The sequence below is a fragment of the Streptococcus sp. HMSC34B10 genome, assembly GCF_001839505.1.
In the GTDB taxonomy this organism is placed as follows: domain Bacteria; phylum Bacillota; class Bacilli; order Lactobacillales; family Streptococcaceae; genus Streptococcus; species Streptococcus peroris.
Genome location: NZ_KV841556.1, coordinates 337,468 through 355,570, shown reverse-complemented (window position 1 = coordinate 355,570; position 18,103 = coordinate 337,468). Strand labels below are relative to the sequence as shown.

General features: G+C 38.0%; 16 protein-coding genes. All 16 read right to left on the bottom strand.

What is annotated here, in order from left to right:
- Positions 1–14: 14 nt before the first annotated feature.
- Positions 15–839 carry an ammonia-dependent NAD(+) synthetase gene (gene nadE / locus HMPREF3237_RS07350; protein ID WP_070889364.1) on the bottom strand — a complete coding sequence of 275 codons (825 nt, stop codon included), beginning with the start codon at positions 837–839 and terminating at the stop codon, positions 15–17.
- The gene (locus HMPREF3237_RS07345; protein ID WP_070889363.1) at positions 836–2,296 is read right to left on the bottom strand and encodes a nicotinate phosphoribosyltransferase; all 1,461 of its coding nucleotides are present in this window, start codon (positions 2,294–2,296) and stop codon (positions 836–838) included. Before HMPREF3237_RS07345 ends, nadE begins: the two co-directional genes overlap by 4 nt.
- A 107-nt stretch (positions 2,297–2,403) precedes the next feature.
- Positions 2,404–2,889: a DUF6773 family protein gene (locus HMPREF3237_RS07340; RefSeq protein ID WP_006145298.1), complete on the bottom strand. Its 486-nt coding sequence runs from the start codon at positions 2,887–2,889 to the stop codon at positions 2,404–2,406.
- Positions 2,879–3,088, bottom strand: coding sequence for a helix-turn-helix transcriptional regulator (locus tag HMPREF3237_RS07335; RefSeq protein WP_006145297.1), 210 nt, complete (start codon positions 3,086–3,088; stop codon positions 2,879–2,881). The genes HMPREF3237_RS07340 and HMPREF3237_RS07335 overlap by 11 nt, the downstream gene beginning before the upstream one ends.
- A 148-nt stretch (positions 3,089–3,236) precedes the next feature.
- Positions 3,237–3,647 carry a GNAT family N-acetyltransferase gene (locus HMPREF3237_RS07330; RefSeq protein WP_083327692.1) on the bottom strand — a complete coding sequence of 137 codons (411 nt, stop codon included), beginning with the start codon at positions 3,645–3,647 and terminating at the stop codon, positions 3,237–3,239.
- 99 nt (positions 3,648–3,746) lie between these two features.
- Positions 3,747–5,111 carry an amino acid permease gene (locus HMPREF3237_RS07325; RefSeq protein WP_070889362.1) on the bottom strand — a complete coding sequence of 455 codons (1,365 nt, stop codon included), beginning with the start codon at positions 5,109–5,111 and terminating at the stop codon, positions 3,747–3,749.
- Between the two features lie 69 nt (positions 5,112–5,180).
- Complete coding sequence (gene greA, locus HMPREF3237_RS07320) at positions 5,181–5,663, bottom strand: transcription elongation factor GreA (RefSeq protein ID WP_006145294.1); 483 nt, start codon at positions 5,661–5,663, stop codon at positions 5,181–5,183.
- A 76-nt stretch (positions 5,664–5,739) separates the two neighbouring features.
- The gene (gene mltG, locus HMPREF3237_RS07315) at positions 5,740–7,377 is read right to left on the bottom strand and encodes an endolytic transglycosylase MltG (protein ID WP_070889361.1); all 1,638 of its coding nucleotides are present in this window, start codon (positions 7,375–7,377) and stop codon (positions 5,740–5,742) included.
- 82 nt (positions 7,378–7,459) lie between these two features.
- Positions 7,460–7,954, bottom strand: a complete 495-nt coding sequence (locus tag HMPREF3237_RS07310) for a GNAT family N-acetyltransferase (protein WP_070889360.1) — start codon at positions 7,952–7,954, stop codon at positions 7,460–7,462.
- The gene (locus tag HMPREF3237_RS07305; protein ID WP_070889359.1) at positions 7,951–8,466 is read right to left on the bottom strand and encodes a GNAT family N-acetyltransferase; all 516 of its coding nucleotides are present in this window, start codon (positions 8,464–8,466) and stop codon (positions 7,951–7,953) included. The genes HMPREF3237_RS07310 and HMPREF3237_RS07305 overlap by 4 nt, the downstream gene beginning before the upstream one ends.
- Positions 8,467–8,474: 8 nt before the next feature.
- Complete coding sequence (gene murC, locus HMPREF3237_RS07300; protein ID WP_070889358.1) at positions 8,475–9,809, bottom strand: UDP-N-acetylmuramate--L-alanine ligase; 1,335 nt, start codon at positions 9,807–9,809, stop codon at positions 8,475–8,477.
- 12 nt (positions 9,810–9,821) lie between these two features.
- On the bottom strand, positions 9,822–10,415 hold the full coding sequence (locus HMPREF3237_RS07295; protein WP_070889357.1) for a divisome accessory protein ZapJ: 594 nt from the start codon (positions 10,413–10,415) through the stop codon (positions 9,822–9,824).
- Positions 10,416–10,461: 46 nt separating this feature from the next.
- Positions 10,462–13,560, bottom strand: a complete 3,099-nt coding sequence (locus tag HMPREF3237_RS07290) for a pilus expression-regulating Snf2 family helicase (RefSeq protein ID WP_070889356.1) — start codon at positions 13,558–13,560, stop codon at positions 10,462–10,464.
- Positions 13,561–13,656: 96 nt separating this feature from the next.
- A complete protein-coding gene (locus HMPREF3237_RS07285; RefSeq protein ID WP_070889355.1) occupies positions 13,657–14,820 on the bottom strand; it encodes a MalY/PatB family protein in 1,164 nt (387 codons plus the stop codon).
- A 4-nt stretch (positions 14,821–14,824) separates the two neighbouring features.
- Positions 14,825–15,919 carry a cystathionine gamma-synthase gene (locus HMPREF3237_RS07280; RefSeq protein ID WP_070889354.1) on the bottom strand — a complete coding sequence of 365 codons (1,095 nt, stop codon included), beginning with the start codon at positions 15,917–15,919 and terminating at the stop codon, positions 14,825–14,827.
- Positions 15,920–16,065: 146 nt separating this feature from the next.
- The gene (locus tag HMPREF3237_RS07275) at positions 16,066–18,024 is read right to left on the bottom strand and encodes a peptide ABC transporter substrate-binding protein (RefSeq protein ID WP_070889353.1); all 1,959 of its coding nucleotides are present in this window, start codon (positions 18,022–18,024) and stop codon (positions 16,066–16,068) included.
- Positions 18,025–18,103 lie beyond the last annotated feature (79 nt).

Genomic DNA, 18,103 nt, shown 5'->3' with positions numbered 1-18,103 from the left:
TCCCCCGGAGGTTTTTACTCCCAAAACGTATCAAACACTGTGATTGGTAGGTGGCGTTTGTGTTGGCCTTTGTGCCACCATTTTTCGATAGTTGCTTGGGCTTCTGGACTTACTTGTTTTCCTTCGAGATAGTCATCGATTTCATTATAAGTAACTCCCAAGGCCACTTCATCTGCCAAGCCTGGTTTTTCTTCTTCCAGGTCTGCGATTGGTACCTTCTCATAGAGGGATGAGTCAGCTCCAAGTTCCTTCAGGAGTTGTTTTCCTTGACGTTTATTGAGGCGATAAAGAGGTAAGATATCTGCACCCCCGTCACCAAACTTGGTAAAGAATCCTGTAATATTTTCAGCAGCATGGTCGGTACCAATAACCGCTCCGCTATAAGCACCTGCAAGGGCGTACTGAGCAATCATACGGCTACGAGCCTTGATATTTCCCTTATTAAAATCTGAAACAGGACTGCCTGTCACTTCTACTGCTACTGTCATAGCATCAACAGAATCTTTGATATTTACTACCAAACTCACATCTGGTTGAATGAAGTGTAAGGCTTTTTGGGCATCATCTTCATCAGCTTGCACACCATAGGGTAAGCGAACAGCGATAAATTTATAGCTATCATCACCCGTTTCTGCACGCATTTCTTCAATAGCTAGTTGAGCTAAGCGTCCAGCTAGGCTTGAGTCTTGACCTCCGGAAATCCCTAAAACAAAACTTTTAAGGAAGGGATGCTTTTTCAGATATCTTTTTAGAAAGTCGATGGAGCGTCGGATTTCTTCTTTTGGATCAATCACCGGTTTGACACCCAATTCTTGGATAATCTCTTCTTGTAAGGTCATTCTTCTTCTCCTTCGCCTAGAGCTTCCTTGCGCATCTTGTCAATCAATTCCATCTTATCTTGCCAAATATCACGCGCTAAGTCGACTGGATAATGCTGAGGATTGAGGACACGTTTATATTCGTCCCACAATTTATCAAATTCTTTACGTGCATAGGCTTGAATTTCAGACAGACTTGGTAAATCATAGACTAACTTGCCATCCTTGAAAATATCAACCAAGAGAGGAACGGCTTCAAAATCACGAACAGTCTTCTTGATGTAAGTATAAGTTGGATGGAACATCTTGATTTCTGTCATACTTGTGACATCAACACCATCATAGGTAATGTAGTCCCCTTCTGATTTGCCTTTTTCACGACTGGTAATGCGCCAAACTTGTTTCTTACCCGGAGTTGAAACTTTCTCAGCATTGCTAGAGAGTTTAATTGTATTACGCATGTGACCATTTTCATCTTCGATGGCAACAATCTTATAAACTGCTCCAAGCGCTGGTTGATCATAGGCCGTGATGAGCTTAGTTCCCACACCCCAAACATCAATCTTAGCCTTTTGCATCTTGAGGTTAAGAATGGTATTTTCGTCAAGGTCGTTGGATGCATAAATCTTAGCATCAGTAAATCCAGCCTCATCCAACTGTTGACGGACTTTCTTAGAAATATAAGCAATATCCCCAGAGTCAATCCTAACTCCTAAAAAGTTGATTTTGTCACCAAGTTCACGCGCAACCTGAATCGCTGCTGGAACACCGATACGTAGGGTGTCATAGGTATCAACTAGAAAAACACAGTTCTTATGAGTCGCTGCGTAAGCTTTAAAAGCTTGATAATCATTGCCATAGACCTGTACCAAGGAATGTGCGTGAGTTCCTAAAACCGGAATACCAAAAAGCTTTCCTGCACGCACATTACTAGTTCCATTAGCTCCACCAATAACAGCCGCACGAGTCCCCCAGATAGCCGCATCCATTTCTTGTGCACGACGTGTACCGAACTCCATCAAAGGTTCATCATCGATAACCGAACGAATACGAGCTGCCTTGGTCGCAATCAAGGTTTGAAAGTTAACAATATTCAAAAGGGCTGTTTCAACTAATTGACACTGAGCCAAAGGACCTTCCACTTGAACAATCGGTTCATTGGCAAATACCAAGTCCCCTTCTTGAGCAGAACGTACAGTCAATTCCATCTTGAGGTTACGGAGATATTCCAAAAAATCACCGTGATAACCAAGTGACTCTAAATAATCAATATCGCTATCTGAAAAATGTAAGTTTTCCAAGTACTTCACAATACGCTCTAAACCTGCAAAGATAGCATACCCATTCTTAAATGGCTGTTGGCGGAAATACACCTCAAAAACTGCTTTCTTATTATGAATGCCTTGATCAAAGTATACTTGCATCATATTAATCTGATACAAATCAGTGTGCAATGTTAAACTATCATCTGGATACATATCTATTCCTTCTTCCTTAGTTTACGGAATGGCGAAACTCTCACCATCTTATAAATTAGTACTATTATATCATATTTGAAAAGGATTGAGAAAATTGTAACAAGCTTTCATTCTTTCTCCAACGCATCCATCGCTTTTTCATACTTCTTCTGGGCCCATTCACCATAACTTTTCAAGCCTAAGTTACCAATAAAGACCCATGGAAGATAAAAGATATAAGTAAATACCCATGCATAAATGTACTTAATATGTAGAGGGTTGTGCTGATAAATTTCGATATTAAACTGGTAGTTTTGTAGCATCAAGGTAGCTGTAATCACTAGAGTTAATAATAGACAACCTAAAATTGTAAAATGAAAACGACTATAGTAGGTCACACCTAGACTTCTAGCACGATTGATAAAGTAAAAATTCCCTATGATGATAATTGCGAGAAGCATGCTAGGATTAAAAAGGCTTGGTGCTAACACTGATATGAAATAAGCTAGAAACAATAATCCGGTAGAAATATGAAAACTCTCTGCACCCGCTTTATGAAGTTGTTGTTCTTCTCTTTCATCCAGTAATTGATAATAAAATAATCTATTTTTCATCTTCTTCCTCCCAAAATAATTGATCTAAAGTTTTCCCTAAGCATCTGCAAATAGACTGGCAAAGGGAAAGACTAGGATTGTACTTTCCTGCTTCTATCAAGCCGATAGTCTGTCGAGTCACACCTACAGCATCTGCCAAGTCACTCTGTGTCATATCTAACTCCACTCGAGCTAGTTTTAATTTTAAATTCTTAGCCACTTCTTACCTCCTTTTAGATTTTAAAAAGTTGCGCTTATTTCTAAGTTTATTATATCATATATTTTACATTATGCAATATATACCTGTCATTTTGTGCGATTTTTTTAACAAAAAAACTCTACCACCGAAATGATAGAGAGTTCTATACTTACAAATCTTTTTGATAATAGTATCTTTGTCCAGTATAGGGATAATCTTTCAAAGTAAAAACTTCCTTGTAGCCATACTTCTGATAAAAGGCTGGTGCTTGAAACTGATAGGTATTCACAAAAGCAAAGCGACAGTTTCTCTTTTTAGCTTCACTTTCTGCTTGGTGCAATAGTTGGGAGCCGATTCCTTGTCCTCGCAAGTCCTCCTTCACAAACAAATACTCGATTTCTAACCAATTCCCGAAAGTCTCTGCTACTAAACCAGCCATGATTTCACCATGTTCATCTTCAATATATAGATTAAGTGGCTCACTTTCAGCAACTTCTCTTTTAGAACGATTATAGGTGCGAATCAAATTTCCTATTTTCTGTGCTTTCTGTGACTCTGTATTCTCCAATTGAATATGCATTCAAACCCTCCTCGAAGATACTTATAGCATGATTATATTCCTATTTTAAAAAGCTGTCAAACTAGAAAACCCACCAACTAATGTTGATGAGTTTCTGTTTTATTTTCTAAATTTCCACTGGCTATATATACCAAAAGCGACAATCCAGATAGCTGAGCCTCTAGCTCCCATAACAGTTGATTCTTGTAGGAAAAGAATCACAAATACAAAGATAAAGAAGAGGATTGTTAAGGGATTTAAAAATTTGTAGTAAGGCATGAGATACCCATCCGCCATAAAATCTTTGGACTTACGATACTTAAGATGAGCTACCATGATCAAGATGTAGATGGCAATGTAAACACCCGATGAGGAAGCTGTAATCAAAGCAAAAGCATCTGATACACCAGGAAGTACATTGATAAAGGCAGCAAGACCAATCAATACAGCTGAAGCAATGATGGCATTCTGAGGAACATTATGACGAGAAAGTGTGTCCGCCTTAATGGCTTTTAGGAAGCGATTAGGCGAATCATGTGCAATCTGATACAAGTGTCGACCTGTAGAATATAGGGTTGAATTCAAAGCTGATGCTGCTGAAGCTAAGACAACAAAGTTAATCAAAGCGGCTGCCCATTTAACACCTGCTAATTGGAACACCGTAACAAATGGTGAATCTGCTGAACCTAGCTCCTTCCATGGAATGATAGCCATGATTGACAAAAGAGCTCCTCCGTAGAAGAAACCAATTCTCAATGGAATTTCTTTAACGGCTTTTGGCAAAACCTGACGAGGATTTTTCGTTTCAGATGTCGTTACACCGATGAATTCAATCATCAGATAAGCAAAAAATACCATTTGAAAAGCCATGACAAAGTTCACAACTCCATTTGGAAAAAGAGAGAAATGATTGGTAATATTTGCTATGCTCGCAGCTCCATGAGGTGTCTCAAATCCTGTCAATACCATAAATACCCCTGTGGCAATCATAGCAAGAATAGCCACAATTTTAATCATGGCAAACCAAAATTCAACTTCTCCAAAGATTTTAACGGCAATCAGATTTACCAAACCTAGAATAACCAAAAAGCTAATCTGAATCAGCCATCCTGGCCAAGACGGAAACCAGAACTGAACATACTGGGAAATGGCTGTGATTTCCGCCATTCCTATAAAGATAACTGATAACCAGTAAGACCAGACTGAAAAATATCCCCAGCCCTTACCAAGGTAACGGGTAATAAAATTGATAAAGGTATGTTGTTCAGGATCTTGATAAAGCATTTCACCGACAGCGCGCATCATCAAGAACATAAAGGCACCTGTGATCATATAAATCAGAACAATTGAAGGCCCCGTCAAACTGATTGAACGACCTGCTCCTAAAAAGAGACCTGTTCCGATAGTCCCAGCGATTGCCATGACTTGGACATGACGGTTGGTTAGGCCACGCTTCATCTTATTTTTATTTTTTTGTGAACTCATATGTCTCCTATCCATTTTAGAAGAAAAAGGAGTTAGGAAAGACCATACCTCCTTTTCTCATCAATTTGATTAGACTGTTTTTTCTACTTTCAAAATTTTGACATCGTAGCTACCAACAGGTGTCTCAACTGTCGCAATGTCTCCAGTTTTCTTACCAATCAATGCTTGTCCTATTGGACTTTCATTAGAGACTTTACCAGCAAAAGCATCTGCACCAGCTGACCCGACAATGATATAAACTTCTTCATCATCTTCTCCGACTTCTTGGATGGTTACAGTTTTTCCAATAGCAACTTCATCTTGAGCAACTGCATCGCTATTGACGATTTCTGCGTAACGAATCTTAGTTTCTAGACTTGAGATTTGTCCCTCAACGAAAGCTTGTTCGTCCTTAGCGGCTTCATATTCACTGTTTTCAGATAAGTCACCATATGAACGGGCAACTTTGATCCGTTCTACAACTTCTGGGCGACGTACTAATTTTAATTCTTCTAATTCTTTTTCAAGTTTTTCTTTTTCTTCCAATGTCATTGGATAAGTTTTTTCTACCATTTTTCTCAACTTTCTTTAAATTATTTAAATAAATATTTACTTTTAAAAGCAAAATTATGTGGAAAACCACATAATTTTAGTTTGTGCTATTGGACTGGTTTAATTTACCATTAATATGCTCTTGAACATTTCGATTATGTTCTTCTAAAGTAGTTGAATAGTAAACTTTACCATCTTGAACATTAGCAACAAAGTATAGATAATCACTCTTAGTCTGATTGATACTTGATTCGATAGCATCTAAGCTTGGGCTATCAACTGGACCAGGCATAAGACCCACTTTTGTATATACGTTATACGGTGAATCAAGAGTAGTATCAATAGCAGCGTCATCAGCAAGACTGATATTTTGACCAAGTTTACCTTCTGCATAAAGAATGGCAATATTACTTTGAAGTGGCATACCAAGATTCAAGCGATTATAGAAAATTCCAGCAATCAACTTACGATCATCTGTTTTTGCACCTTCTTTTTCAACAAGAGAAGCAATCGTTAATAGCTCATTAACTGTTAAATTCTTTTGTTTGATGGTAGCATAGTGATTAGATAGATTTTTATCCATAGCTGCCAACATATCATCAATTAGACTTTCAACAGTTGTACTTTCTTTAATCGTATAGGTTGCAGGGAAAAGATAGCCTTCTAAACGATAACGGACACCACTATCTTTTGCTGGTAAGCTCTCAAGTAGATTCGGATATTTAGCAACCTCTTTAGTAATAAAGCTTTCATCTTGAACTTTTGCCATAAATGCGTTTGCAGTCAAAGGTTCCTTAAAGTCGCCTTGAAGTTGACCAACCGCCTGTGCAATTTGTTCCAAAGTATAACCTTCAGGGATAGTCAATTCAGCTAGGGAAGGTTCTTGAGGTTCTGGTGTCCCACCCTTTTGTAGCGCTTTAATCAATTCCTCTGTACTCATACTTTTCTTCAAGTTATAATAACCTGATTTTAAGTCAGAGTAATTCTTATACTTGGCATACATGGTAAATACCAAACTATTTTTAATTAAACCAGAATTCTCCAAGGTTTCACCAATTTGTTGAGTATTAGCCCCATCAGGAATTTGTACAGTCACATATTGTTTAGAACTTGGATCTACAGGTAGCAAAGCTGATTCAGCATAACGGAGACCAAAGAACCCACCAGCACCAAGTAAGATCAACAATACTAATATGGTCATTAAAATTCCTTTAAAGTGGGATTTTTTCTTTTTCTTAATTGGTTTCACAGGCTCTCTTTGACTTCTTCTAGAAAGTCCTGGCGCTTCTGTGTCTACTTCAACAGGATTTTCAGTTGTAGTTTCTTCCTGATCTGATTCAGGTTTTACCGTTTCATCCACTTCAGGTGAAGCATCCTGAGTGCGGTATGAAACTGACACCTTTGTTGGAATTGAATGTTTTTCTTCTTTTTCTGAGATAGATTGAAATGACTCAACAACCTCTTCTGGAGCTTCTTCTGTAATAGTTGGACGTGGAGGAACAGCTGGTGCATTATCAATTAACTGATCCACAGCTGAAACTGATTTTTCAATTAACTCTTCATCAGATATGCTTGGTTCTTTTTTTCCTGAAGTTAACTCAGAAGAATTGACTAAAGTTGAAAGGAGATCGTCAGTTTGTTCTGATTTAGTGGCCTCTTTTTTCTGTTGCTCTAAGTCACGTAGAATTTTTTCTTTAAAACTTAATTTTTCTTCTTCATTTGAATGTTCGCTCAAAGGTAATTACCTCCTTGTTGATAATCCTTAATATTATATCTTAAAAACCAAAGAAAAGCAACCATAGATACCATTCTACCAACTAATTCCTGTTTTCCCAGACCATATCATACCATTCTTCCCCTGCAAACTGCGACTTAGATCTTCCTTCATTGACAAAACCATGTTTTTCATAATATTCAATGAGGTAATCGTGGCAGGTTAAATTAATTCCCTTGCGTTCATACTTAAAAGCCACTTCTTTCAAGGCAGTTAAGAGTTTTCGTCCCAGTCCTAATGATTGGGCTTCCTTAGTAATGGACAGACAAGTTACAGATATGTAACCACCTTTTTGATGACTGTAATCTTCTATTTCTTCAGTAAAAGATTGGTCCTGCAAGTGACGATTGGGGACTACCGGTCCTTCAATATAGCCAAGAATCTCCCCTTCTTTTTCAGCCACCAGAAAACTGGTCTCTATTTTCTTTAAATGTGCTTCAAAAACAGAGCGAGGTATGGCTTCTTCTATCGAAAAATTCTCTAATTCAATCTCTACAATACGGTCTAAATCGTCTAGTCTAGCTGGTCGAATAATCATAACTCCTCCTGATAAAAGGGATTCCCCCAACACATGAGAAAGGCATCTTCACTGCTTCTTTCTCCTTCTATGAACCCTTGATCTATAAATCCATTCAGTTCAAAGTAAGAAAGCAATTCATCTTTACAGAGAAAATAAATAGTTGGACTATTTTTTTGACGGGTAACTTCCTTAAGACTTGCAAGTAACAAGGTTCCAAAACCTTGTTTCTGAAAGTCTGGATGTACTGATAGTTCTTCAATGATTGTTGAGTTTTCGTTAATAGAATCCTCATCTTTGTTATCTATAATCCATTTGTGTAAAGAAAAGTCGGTAATAGTCGTTGCAACGATATAAGCAATTACCTGATTATCAAAGCTGGCTAAGAGAAACGTATCCGCATGATTGCGGATACGTTCTTCTAGTATTTCTTGAGTTAGTTGGTCTTGGAAATTCAGAGTACTTTCCTGTATCGAACAAATTTGTTCAATATCAGAATGCTGAGCTTCCCTAATATTAATTGGACATTCCATGTTATTCCTTACTGAACATTGCTGGTCAAATTTGACAAGAGACGTTCAAATGAGTATTCGTAGGTTTGAATATCACCCGCTCCCATGAATACGTAGACTGCATTGTCATGATCAAGAAGAGGAGATACATTTTCAACAGTAATAACTTGATGTTTTTTATGAATTTTATTAGCTAGGTCTTCCACTTTAACATCCCCATGATCAACCTCACGGGCTGAACCATAAATTTGTGCCAAATAAACGGCATCCGCTTGGTTTAGGGCATCCGCAAATTCATCTAACAAGGCAATGGTTCTTGTAAAGGTATGCGGTTGGAAAATAGCTACAATTTCCTTGTGTGGATATTTTTGACGCGCAGCATCTAAGGTAGCAATAATTTCAGTTGGATGGTGTGCAAAATCATCGATAATAACAGTATCATTGACAATTTTTTCTGTAAAGCGACGTTTTACTCCTCCAAAAGTCTTCAAGTGTTCGCGAACTAAATCCATGTCAAAGCCTGCAGTATAAAGTAAACCAATTACTGCTGTTGCATTCATGATGTTGTGACGACCAAAAGTAGGAATGTGGAACTGCCCAAGATTTTCTCCATGATGATGAACTGTGAAGGTTGAGCCTGTCGTTGAGCGAAGAAGATTGCTGGCTACAATGTCGTCATTTTCAGCATCAAATCCATAATAATAGATTGGAGCATTACTCGTAATCTTACGCAACTCTTTATCTTCACCGAATACAAACAGACCTTTGGTGATTTGTTTTGCGTAATCGTTAAAGGCATTGAAAACATCATCTAGGCTCGTAAAGTAGTCTGGATGGTCAAAGTCGATATTGGTAATGATGGAATACTCTGGATGATATGGCATGAAATGACGCTCATACTCGTCTGATTCGAAGACAAAATACTTGGCATTTGCAGAACCACGACCTGTACCGTCCCCAATTAAATAGCTCGTATCAGTAATATGTGATAATACGTGAGAAAGCATCCCTGTTGTTGATGTTTTACCATGTGCACCCGCAACTCCCATACTGACAAAATTACGCATAAAGCTACCAAGGAACTCATGATAACGTTTATAACTTATCCCATTCTTATCTGCGTAGGCAATTTCTACGTTGTTATCTGGGCGAAAGGCATTCCCAGCGATAATCTCTAAATCCCCTTGAAGATTTTTCTCATCAAAAGGTAAAATTTTAATCCCTGCTTGCTCTAATCCACGTTGTGTAAAGTAATATTTCTCTACATCAGATCCTTGAACCTTATGCCCCATTTGGTGCAACATCAAAGCCAAGGCACTCATTCCTGATCCTTTAATTCCGATAAAATGATAGGTTTTTGCCATCTTATTTCCCCTTTACTCTGTCATCCTTGTCAAGTTTAATTCTTGAGCTATTTTACGTTCTTTTTCTTTTTGATTTTCTTTTTTGTTGTAGATTTGACTTTTCTTTAGAAAATCATAATTATTTTTCTTTGGTCCCAGATGCTCTTCTGTGGTTGTTTGTTGTATCTTAGGAGCCATTTTAGCTAAAATATAATGGCTTTGCGTTAGCTTGTCACTATATCTTGCAAGTTCACCTGAATTTTCCTTTTGGAAAGGAGCTGTTGGATGATTTGCCTGTCTTACTACATTATTTGAAGGTTTATGACGTTTTGTAAAGCTAACATCTTGAGTCAAATACTTTGCTGAACGTTTCCGTTTCAAATCAGCTCTTGCTTCTTCACGAGCAAGCTCAGCGTAGGTTTTTTCTTTTTTTTCAGTTAGTTTTTCTTGTACATTAGTCGGAGACTTTTTATCATTGGTAATTGGTGACCATTCCAAGTAGTTTTTATCCTGGTAGTCTCCCTTAATATTACTAATCAAATCCGACTCATCATATAAGTTCATAAATGGCATCTCTGTCAGCATGATCTCATCATCTGACACTATTGGAAATCTTTCGTGCTTCATTTTTATTCCCTTTCAATACTCCATTATAGCGTAAAGTCTTGATTTTTCAAGTCTTGGCTTCAGAAATTCCTAATATTTCTTGAATTTCAGCAAGTGTGAGACTTCCACGGGATTCTGTTCCGTCTAAGACTTCTGAAACTAGATTTTTTTTCTGTTCCTGGAGCTCTTGTATCTTTTCTTCAATTGTTCCCCGAGTCACCAGACGATAAACCTCAACAGCTTGCTCTTGTCCCATGCGATGAGCCCTACTTATAGCCTGTGATTCAACAGCTGGATTCCACCATAGATCTACCAGAATAACGGTGTCCGCACCAGTTAGATTGAGACCAACTCCACCAGCTTTTAGCGAAATCAAAAAAACATCGCGTTCGCCCTGATTAAAGGCCTTGGTCATTTCTTGACGTTCATGTGATGGAGTTGAGCCTGTAATCTTGAAGGAAGTTAAGCCAATCTGAGGTAATTCCTGCTCAATTCGGTCCAGCATTCCTCTAAATTGAGAAAAGATGAGTACACGATGATTTGCTTCACCAATTTGATTGAGTAAATCACGTAAACTATCAAGCTTCCCGCTATCTCCTTGATAATCATTCATGAAGAGTGAAGGAGTGTCACAAATCTGGCGAAGACGCATGAGTCCTGTTAATATTTCAACACGATTGCGTTGAAATTCTAACTCAGTTACCTTCCCTAAATGTTCCTGCATCTGTTGCAATTGTGCGAGATAGATGGTCTTTTGCTGATCCTCTAGTTCATTCTTGTAAACTACTTCAATCAAATCAGGTAACTCAGTAAGAACATCCCTTTTTTTACGACGCATAACAAAAGGTTTGATAAACTGGGCAACCCTTTCAGCTGGTAATTTCATAAAGTCTTTTTTTGCTGGTAAAAATCCTGGCAAGACAATTTGAAAAATAGACCATAATTCCCCTAAATTATTTTCAATCGGGGTTCCAGATAGAGCAAAGACGGATGGAACAACAAACTTCCTCAAAATTTTAGCAATTTTGGTCTGGGCATTTTTCATCACCTGAGCTTCGTCTAGAAATAGAAAGTCAAAAGATAAATCTTGATAAATCTCACTATCCTGGCGGAAAGTGGCATAACTGGTCACATAAATTTGATGTTTTTCTGCTAAGATAGCCTCTCTATATGGTTTCAAGCCATGTACAACTGCTACATTCAAATTTGGTGCAAATTTTTGAAACTCGTCAGCCCAGTTATAAATTAAACCAGACGGAGCGAGGATTAAGACTCGGCTATCGTCTTGAAGCTGGCTACTTAGAAAGGCGATAGCTTGCAAGGTCTTCCCAAGCCCCATATCGTCAGCTAAAATTCCTCCAAACCCATAATGATGAAGCATTTGAAGCCATTGGATTCCCTTTTTCTGATAGTCTCTGAGTTGAGCTCGAATATCTAGAGGTTTCATCGGGAAATCCTCTGGATGAGTCAAATCACGTGCCAGATTTCGAAATTCTTCAGTAAAAGTAACTTGATCCTGATCCTTAAAAAGATGAGAAAGTGTATAAGCTAAAGATTTGCGTGCATGGAAAGAATCACTCTCTATCTCTTCAATCCCCAAGTCCTCTAACTCCTTGCGAATACGTTTGGTCTGTTCATCGAAATAATAAACCTGGTTAGAGGAGGAAATATAATAGTCCTGTTTGGCAGCGAGAGCCTCCATAGCTCGATTGATTTCCTCTTGATCTATATCTTGAAAATCAAATCGAATCTCTAAAAGACTCCCCTTGGAAGAGATATGTACTTGAGGTTTCTGAACCTGATAAAGCTCCTGCAAACTCTCAGAAATCTTTAATTCCCCAAGAGCTGCAAATGCTGGTAAAATTTCTTGGAAGAACGCATAAACTGCATCAGCTTTCAAACTTTGACGCCATGAACGAAAATCAGCTTCAAATCCAGCAGAAAGAGCTAACTGAAAAATTTGTTTTTCCAAATGAATATCACTAGAAAAAGGCAGTTTCTCTAGTTCATTACGATTGGTTACTAGGCAAGTTCCATACTGAAACTGCATATCCAAACGAATAGAGCCATCCTCTTCTCGATCCATGTAAAATGAAGGACGGAAAGTCTGGATTTGAAGAGACTCAGGAGCTTCTACTTTCCCGAGGTCTTTAAACTGGGACAAGGTCGAAGCTAAGAGGTCTCGGTCGTTCGTATCAAACTGTAAAATTTTCCTGCCACTATAATCTAATGGAACTTTTCTAAGCGCATTTAATAAAATAGCCTGGTTTTTTGACAAAATATAAAAATTTCCTTTAGAAAATAAAATTTGTCCCCTATAAAAGAAATTGAGACATTCCTGTTCGAAAATTTCCATTCCAAAATAATTAGGTTTTTCTTCAATTCGAAAAGAAAACAAACCTACTTGACCATCAAAATCTTGAAAAATCAAATGATGATAACTTGACAATTGATGGTCAAATTGAAAGACGTCTAAACCCATCAGTAGGTCAGCGCCCTGCTCAAAAAACGTTTTAGGGAAATAGAGATGTCGCCCTTGATTTGGGAAAAAGATGTTGTGCTCTTCTTTCTCCTCAATCAATCCTCGTAAGAAATTCAAGACACCTTGGCTATCTTTATCAAATTGCTCAACTCTCAATGAAGGCTCGTAATATTTTCCAATCATGTAAGGTTTAGCAGTCTCTATGACTTTTAAGAACAGCGGAATATCCCTAATCACATAAAACTTTTCTTGCCCAAAAAGACCAATCCTTAAAGTCCAGACAATGCGATTAGTCCCCGCTTCCACCTGCCCTTGAGCAGAAAGCTGATATTTATTAGACTGATTTGGAAGCTGGATAGCTTCTAAAAATTTCCCTCCAATAGATACCTGTGTCTCAACAGTTTCTTTCTCTTCCTGATTAGACTCCAGATTGAGCAAGATTTCCTGTCCTGTAGGGTCATTTTTAAAATAATATTCCAGTGCCGCCAAATGAACACAGTAGCCTCTTTTTTGGAAAAAACTACATGCACAAAAGATCAAATCATCGTCTAAACTATAGCGAATTTCTTCTTCCGCTACACGCGCATAAACGCGATTGTCTTGCTCCTTCATAATTTTAATCTGACCAGTTTCGTAGACTTCTACTCCCTCCATTCGAAGTTTACCTGGAATCAATTTAGCCATATCTGCCCCTTTACTTTATCCCTTTATTATACCATAATTCTCCCTATTAAAATAGCCTTTCTAAGATATTTAGTCTTAGAAAGGCTATTTTTTTGTTTATTTTGATACAGCTTTTACGATTCGTTGACAGACTTGCTCTAGCAAGGTTTTTGGCATGGCTACGTTTAAGCGTGCATGCAATGTTCCCTCTTCACCAAAGTCTAAACCTCTATTTAGGATAACCTTAGCTTCGTCTCTCAAGAGCTTTCTTAGTTCTTCATCGCTAATATTATAGTCTGAAAAGTCAAGCCAAATGAGGTAGGTTCCTTGTGGCTTCATGACTTTAATCTTTGTTTCTTTTTCAAATACATCAACTACATAATTGATATGATTTTCAAGAACTTCCTTAAGTTCTTCTAGCCAATCCTTACCATAACGATAAGCAGCTTCTGTTGCCAAATATCCGAGTCCTGAGATTTCATGCTGATTATTTGCAAGCTGACGTTTTTGGAAAGCGACTCTCAACTTAGGACTTTCAATAATGGTATAGGAATTCTTGGTCCCAGCTATGTTAAAAGTTTTAGTAGCACTGCTTAAAATAATTGAAAAATCCTTGAAGTCAGGGTTCACCGTATTAAAGGAATGATGTTTATGCCCGAAGAGGGCCAAGTCTTGGTGAATCTCATCAGATACCAGTAAGACTCCATATTTTTGACAAAGTTGACCAATCTTCTCCAGAACTTCCTTCTCCCAAACGCGTCCCCCAGGATTGTGGGGATTGCAAAGAACATAGAGTTTCACGTTCTCTTCAACAAAGTCCTTTTCCAATTGGTCAAAGTCAATTTCAAAGATACCTTCTTTTTCTACTAAAGAATTCGTAATCAGTTTGCGATTATTGAGCTTAACAGTGCGAGCAAACGGAGGGTAGACCGGAGTATTGATGAGAACAGCTTCGCCTTCTTTGGTAAAAGCTTGAATCGCTACTGAAATAGCGGGTACAACACCTTCAATAAAAACGAGGGCATCTTTTTTAAAGTCATAGCCATGTTGGCTTCTTTCCCAATTTTGTACTGCTTCAACCAACTCATCACTAGCATAGGTATAGCCATAAACTAATTGTTCCGCATAGTCATGTACGGCTTGTTGAATTTCTGGTAAAACAACGAAATCCATATCTGCAATCCAGGCTGGCAATACTTCACGGTCAGTCTCTGCCTCTTTCCATTTATAGGTATGTTGGCCAAAACGATTGGGCAAGGTCGTAAAATCATATTTTCCCATAGTCTTATCCTTCCAAGGCTTGACTCAAGTCTGCAATCAAATCTCTAGCATCCTCAATCCCAATAGACAAACGCAAGAGATCATCGGTCAAACCATAAGAATGGCGCACCTCTGCTGGAATATCGGCATGAGTTTGAGTAGTTGGATAGGTAATGAGACTTTCTACACCACCCAGACTTTCAGCAAAAGAGAATACTTTCAAAGTATTTAAGATATGAGGAATGCGTTTCTCATCTGCTACTTTAAAGGAAATCATTCCCCCACGTCCTGTATACAAGACTTCTTTGACTGCAGGTGATTGTTTCAAAAATGCTACGATTTCTTGAGCATTAGCAGTTGAGCGCTCCATACGAAGAGACAAGGTTTTAAGACCACGAATCAATTGATAACTATCAAATGGCGACAAAACAGCCCCTGTCGTATTGAGATTGTAAAAGAGTTTTTCGTATAAATCCGCACTATCTGTCACAACCACACCAGCTAAGACATCATTATGCCCTGCAAGGTATTTTGTAGCTGAATGAAGGACGATATCTGCTCCATCTTCAATTGGGCGTTGATAAATCGGGCTGTAGAAGGTATTGTCCACAACAACTTTAGCACCCTTAGCGTGAGCTAATGTTGACAATTTTTCAATATCAAATTCCAACATCAAAGGGTTGGTTGGCGTTTCGATATAAAGTACATCCACATCCTTTTCTAGCTCAGCAATCAACTCTTCTTCTGTGTTGGCATAGGTAAAGTGAAAACGCCCTTCCTGCTCCATTTGATTGAACCAACGGAAAGAACCTCCATAAAGGTCACGGACAGCCAAAACCTTGCTACCAACAGGAAAAATACTAAAGGCTAGTACAATGGCAGACATACCAGAGCTAGTAGCTAGAGCATAGTGGGCAGATTCAATAGCCGCTAAAACTTCCTCTGCTTTGGCACGAGTAGGGTTTTTGGTACGCGTATAGTCATAACCCGTTGATTGACCAAATTCTGGATGCTGGTATGTCGTTGAAAAATGAAGTGGTGTCACCAAAGCACCAGTAGCTTCATCAGACTTAATCCCTGCTTGTGCTAAAATTGTGTTAATATGAAATGATTTACTCATACAATACCTCCAAATCTATACTAACTATTGTACCACTTATTTTCAGGAACTCATTTTCTTCTTTTCAAGAGCTAGTTATAGTTTCAAACTATATAAAAAACGATAACCAAATTGTAGGCTATCGTTTCTATTTATAAAATTGCTAATTATTTGACATGGTTGGCAAGATCTTCTTGTGCTTTCTTATTAGATTCTGCTTTTTCTTTCAACCATTTTTCTTTAGCTTTTTCATACTCATCTTTTGTTACAACTTTATCTTGCAATTTAAGGTATTTGAATGATTCCACACCCTTATTACCAGCTTGAGAGAATGCAGTTGAGAATGGAACTGTTTTTCTCAAACCAGGAGTACCACCAAGAGAAAGGTTAGGAATTGCTAGTGAGCTATCAACCAACCAAGCTTGAGCATCTGCGTATTTATCATAACGCTTGTTCAAATCTTGTTCTTTACCAGCTTCTTCAACCATCTTCGTATATACATCAAGACCAACAGCTTTTGCTTTATCATTAGCTTCACCAGGTTCAATACCTAGATTTTGAAGAGAACCACCACTTGACAAACTGAGAGTATCAAGATAAGTTGATGGGTCTTGATAGTCTGGACTCCAACCACCATTATAAAGGTCATAATCTTTTTGTGCAGCTGTTTGTGCTTGGTAACTAATACCATCCATTTCATCAGTGCTTAGCATTTGGATATCAATAACAACATTGTCTGCACCCAAAACAGATTCGATCGATTGTTTGAATGAGCTTGCTTCTTGGACACTTCTCTTAGTAGCTTGGTCAACTGGCATATCTAAGTGGATAGGGAATTGAACACCTTTAGCTTCCAATTCGCTCTTAGCTTTACTGAAGGCTTCTTTAGCCTTATCAGCATTGTAGTATGCATCTTGAGCATCATCGAACTTCATGTTTTCCCATTCTTTACCGTAATTGACAACCTTAGCAGCTACGGCATCACCAAAGCTCTTACCATCAACATTAACAAAAGTTGGAGGAACAAGTAAGTTTCTCAAGACTTTAGTAGCCCCATCTTGTCCTTGTGATTGGGCTGCATAAGAAGTACGATCATAAGCAAAGTTGATTGCTTGACGGAAAGATTTGTTCAAGACTGCTTCTTGAGTAGATTTCTTTTGAGCGTCAGTTGTTTTTGAAGTATATTTATAAGATTTTCTATCTAAGTTAAAGTTATAGTAGAAAGATGATGAATTTTGCATACTGTAGACGATATTGTCTTTGTATTTTTCTTTCACACCTTCAAAGCTTGAACTATTAGGGTAGAGACGAGCGAAGCTATAAACTCCTTCAGAGAAGTTACGAACAAGCGCATCTTGGTCACTACCATCAAAGTAGCTTAACTTCACTTCATCCACATTGACATTTTTAGCATCCCAGTATTTTGGATTCTTTGTATATTCCATTGCAGATTTTGAAGTGAATGATTTAAGTAAGAAAGGTCCACTGTACAAGATATCCGCAGGATCCATCTTACCAAAGTCAGCACCTTTAGAATTCAAGAACTCTTCATTAACTGGCAACAGAATACTTGAAGTTGTTTTTGAATTCCAGTATGGTTCTGGTTGTTTCAAAGTATATTGAACAGTTTGATCATCAAGAGCTTTGACACCTACTGTTGAGAAATCTTTAGATTTACCTGTAACATAGTCATCCAAACCTACAATTGAATCTTGAACCAAATACAAGGCTTGGGATTTATTATCTGCTGCATATTTCAATCCAGTTACAAAATCTTTTGCAGTAACAGGTGCATATTCTTCACCTTCATTTGTATACCATTTTGCATCTTTACGAAGTTTGTAAGTGTAGGTCAATCCATCTTGAGAAACACTCCAATCTTCTGCCAATGAAGGGATGTAGTTCCCGTATTGGTCGTTTTCCATCAAACCATCTACCAAGTTAGTAACAACATCAAGTGTAGTTGCACGATTTTCTAGAAGATAATTTAGGCTGGCTGGGTCAGCACCATATACGTAGTTATAAGTTTTAGGTGCACTAGACGAGCTACTACATGCGCTCAATAGGAATCCGGCACTAAGGACGACACCTGCTAGTGTCAGATATTTAGCTTTCGATTTTTTCATTTTCAAAACCTCCTGTTTCAAATATATGTCTTATTATACAACCGGTGTTTTATTTAGTCAAATGTTTACATATAAAAAA

Coding starts and splice junctions, on each gene's coding strand:
- nadE (WP_070889364.1), bottom strand. CDS start 839: ATGACCTTACAAGAAGAGATTATCCAAGAATTGGGTGTCAAACCGGTG.
- HMPREF3237_RS07345 (WP_070889363.1), bottom strand. CDS start 2,296: ATGTATCCAGATGATAGTTTAACATTGCACACTGATTTGTATCAGATT.
- HMPREF3237_RS07340 (WP_006145298.1), bottom strand. CDS start 2,889: ATGAAAAATAGATTATTTTATTATCAATTACTGGATGAAAGAGAAGAA.
- HMPREF3237_RS07330 (WP_083327692.1), bottom strand. CDS start 3,647: ATGCATATTCAATTGGAGAATACAGAGTCACAGAAAGCACAGAAAATA.
- HMPREF3237_RS07325 (WP_070889362.1), bottom strand. CDS start 5,111: ATGAGTTCACAAAAAAATAAAAATAAGATGAAGCGTGGCCTAACCAAC.
- greA (WP_006145294.1), bottom strand. CDS start 5,663: ATGGTAGAAAAAACTTATCCAATGACATTGGAAGAAAAAGAAAAACTT.
- HMPREF3237_RS07310 (WP_070889360.1), bottom strand. CDS start 7,954: ATGATTATTCGACCAGCTAGACTAGACGATTTAGACCGTATTGTAGAG.
- HMPREF3237_RS07305 (WP_070889359.1), bottom strand. CDS start 8,466: ATGGAATGTCCAATTAATATTAGGGAAGCTCAGCATTCTGATATTGAA.
- murC (WP_070889358.1), bottom strand. CDS start 9,809: ATGGCAAAAACCTATCATTTTATCGGAATTAAAGGATCAGGAATGAGT.
- HMPREF3237_RS07295 (WP_070889357.1), bottom strand. CDS start 10,415: ATGAAGCACGAAAGATTTCCAATAGTGTCAGATGATGAGATCATGCTG.
- HMPREF3237_RS07290 (WP_070889356.1), bottom strand. CDS start 13,560: ATGGCTAAATTGATTCCAGGTAAACTTCGAATGGAGGGAGTAGAAGTC.
- HMPREF3237_RS07285 (WP_070889355.1), bottom strand. CDS start 14,820: ATGGGAAAATATGATTTTACGACCTTGCCCAATCGTTTTGGCCAACAT.
- HMPREF3237_RS07280 (WP_070889354.1), bottom strand. CDS start 15,919: ATGAGTAAATCATTTCATATTAACACAATTTTAGCACAAGCAGGGATT.
- HMPREF3237_RS07275 (WP_070889353.1), bottom strand. CDS start 18,024: ATGAAAAAATCGAAAGCTAAATATCTGACACTAGCAGGTGTCGTCCTT.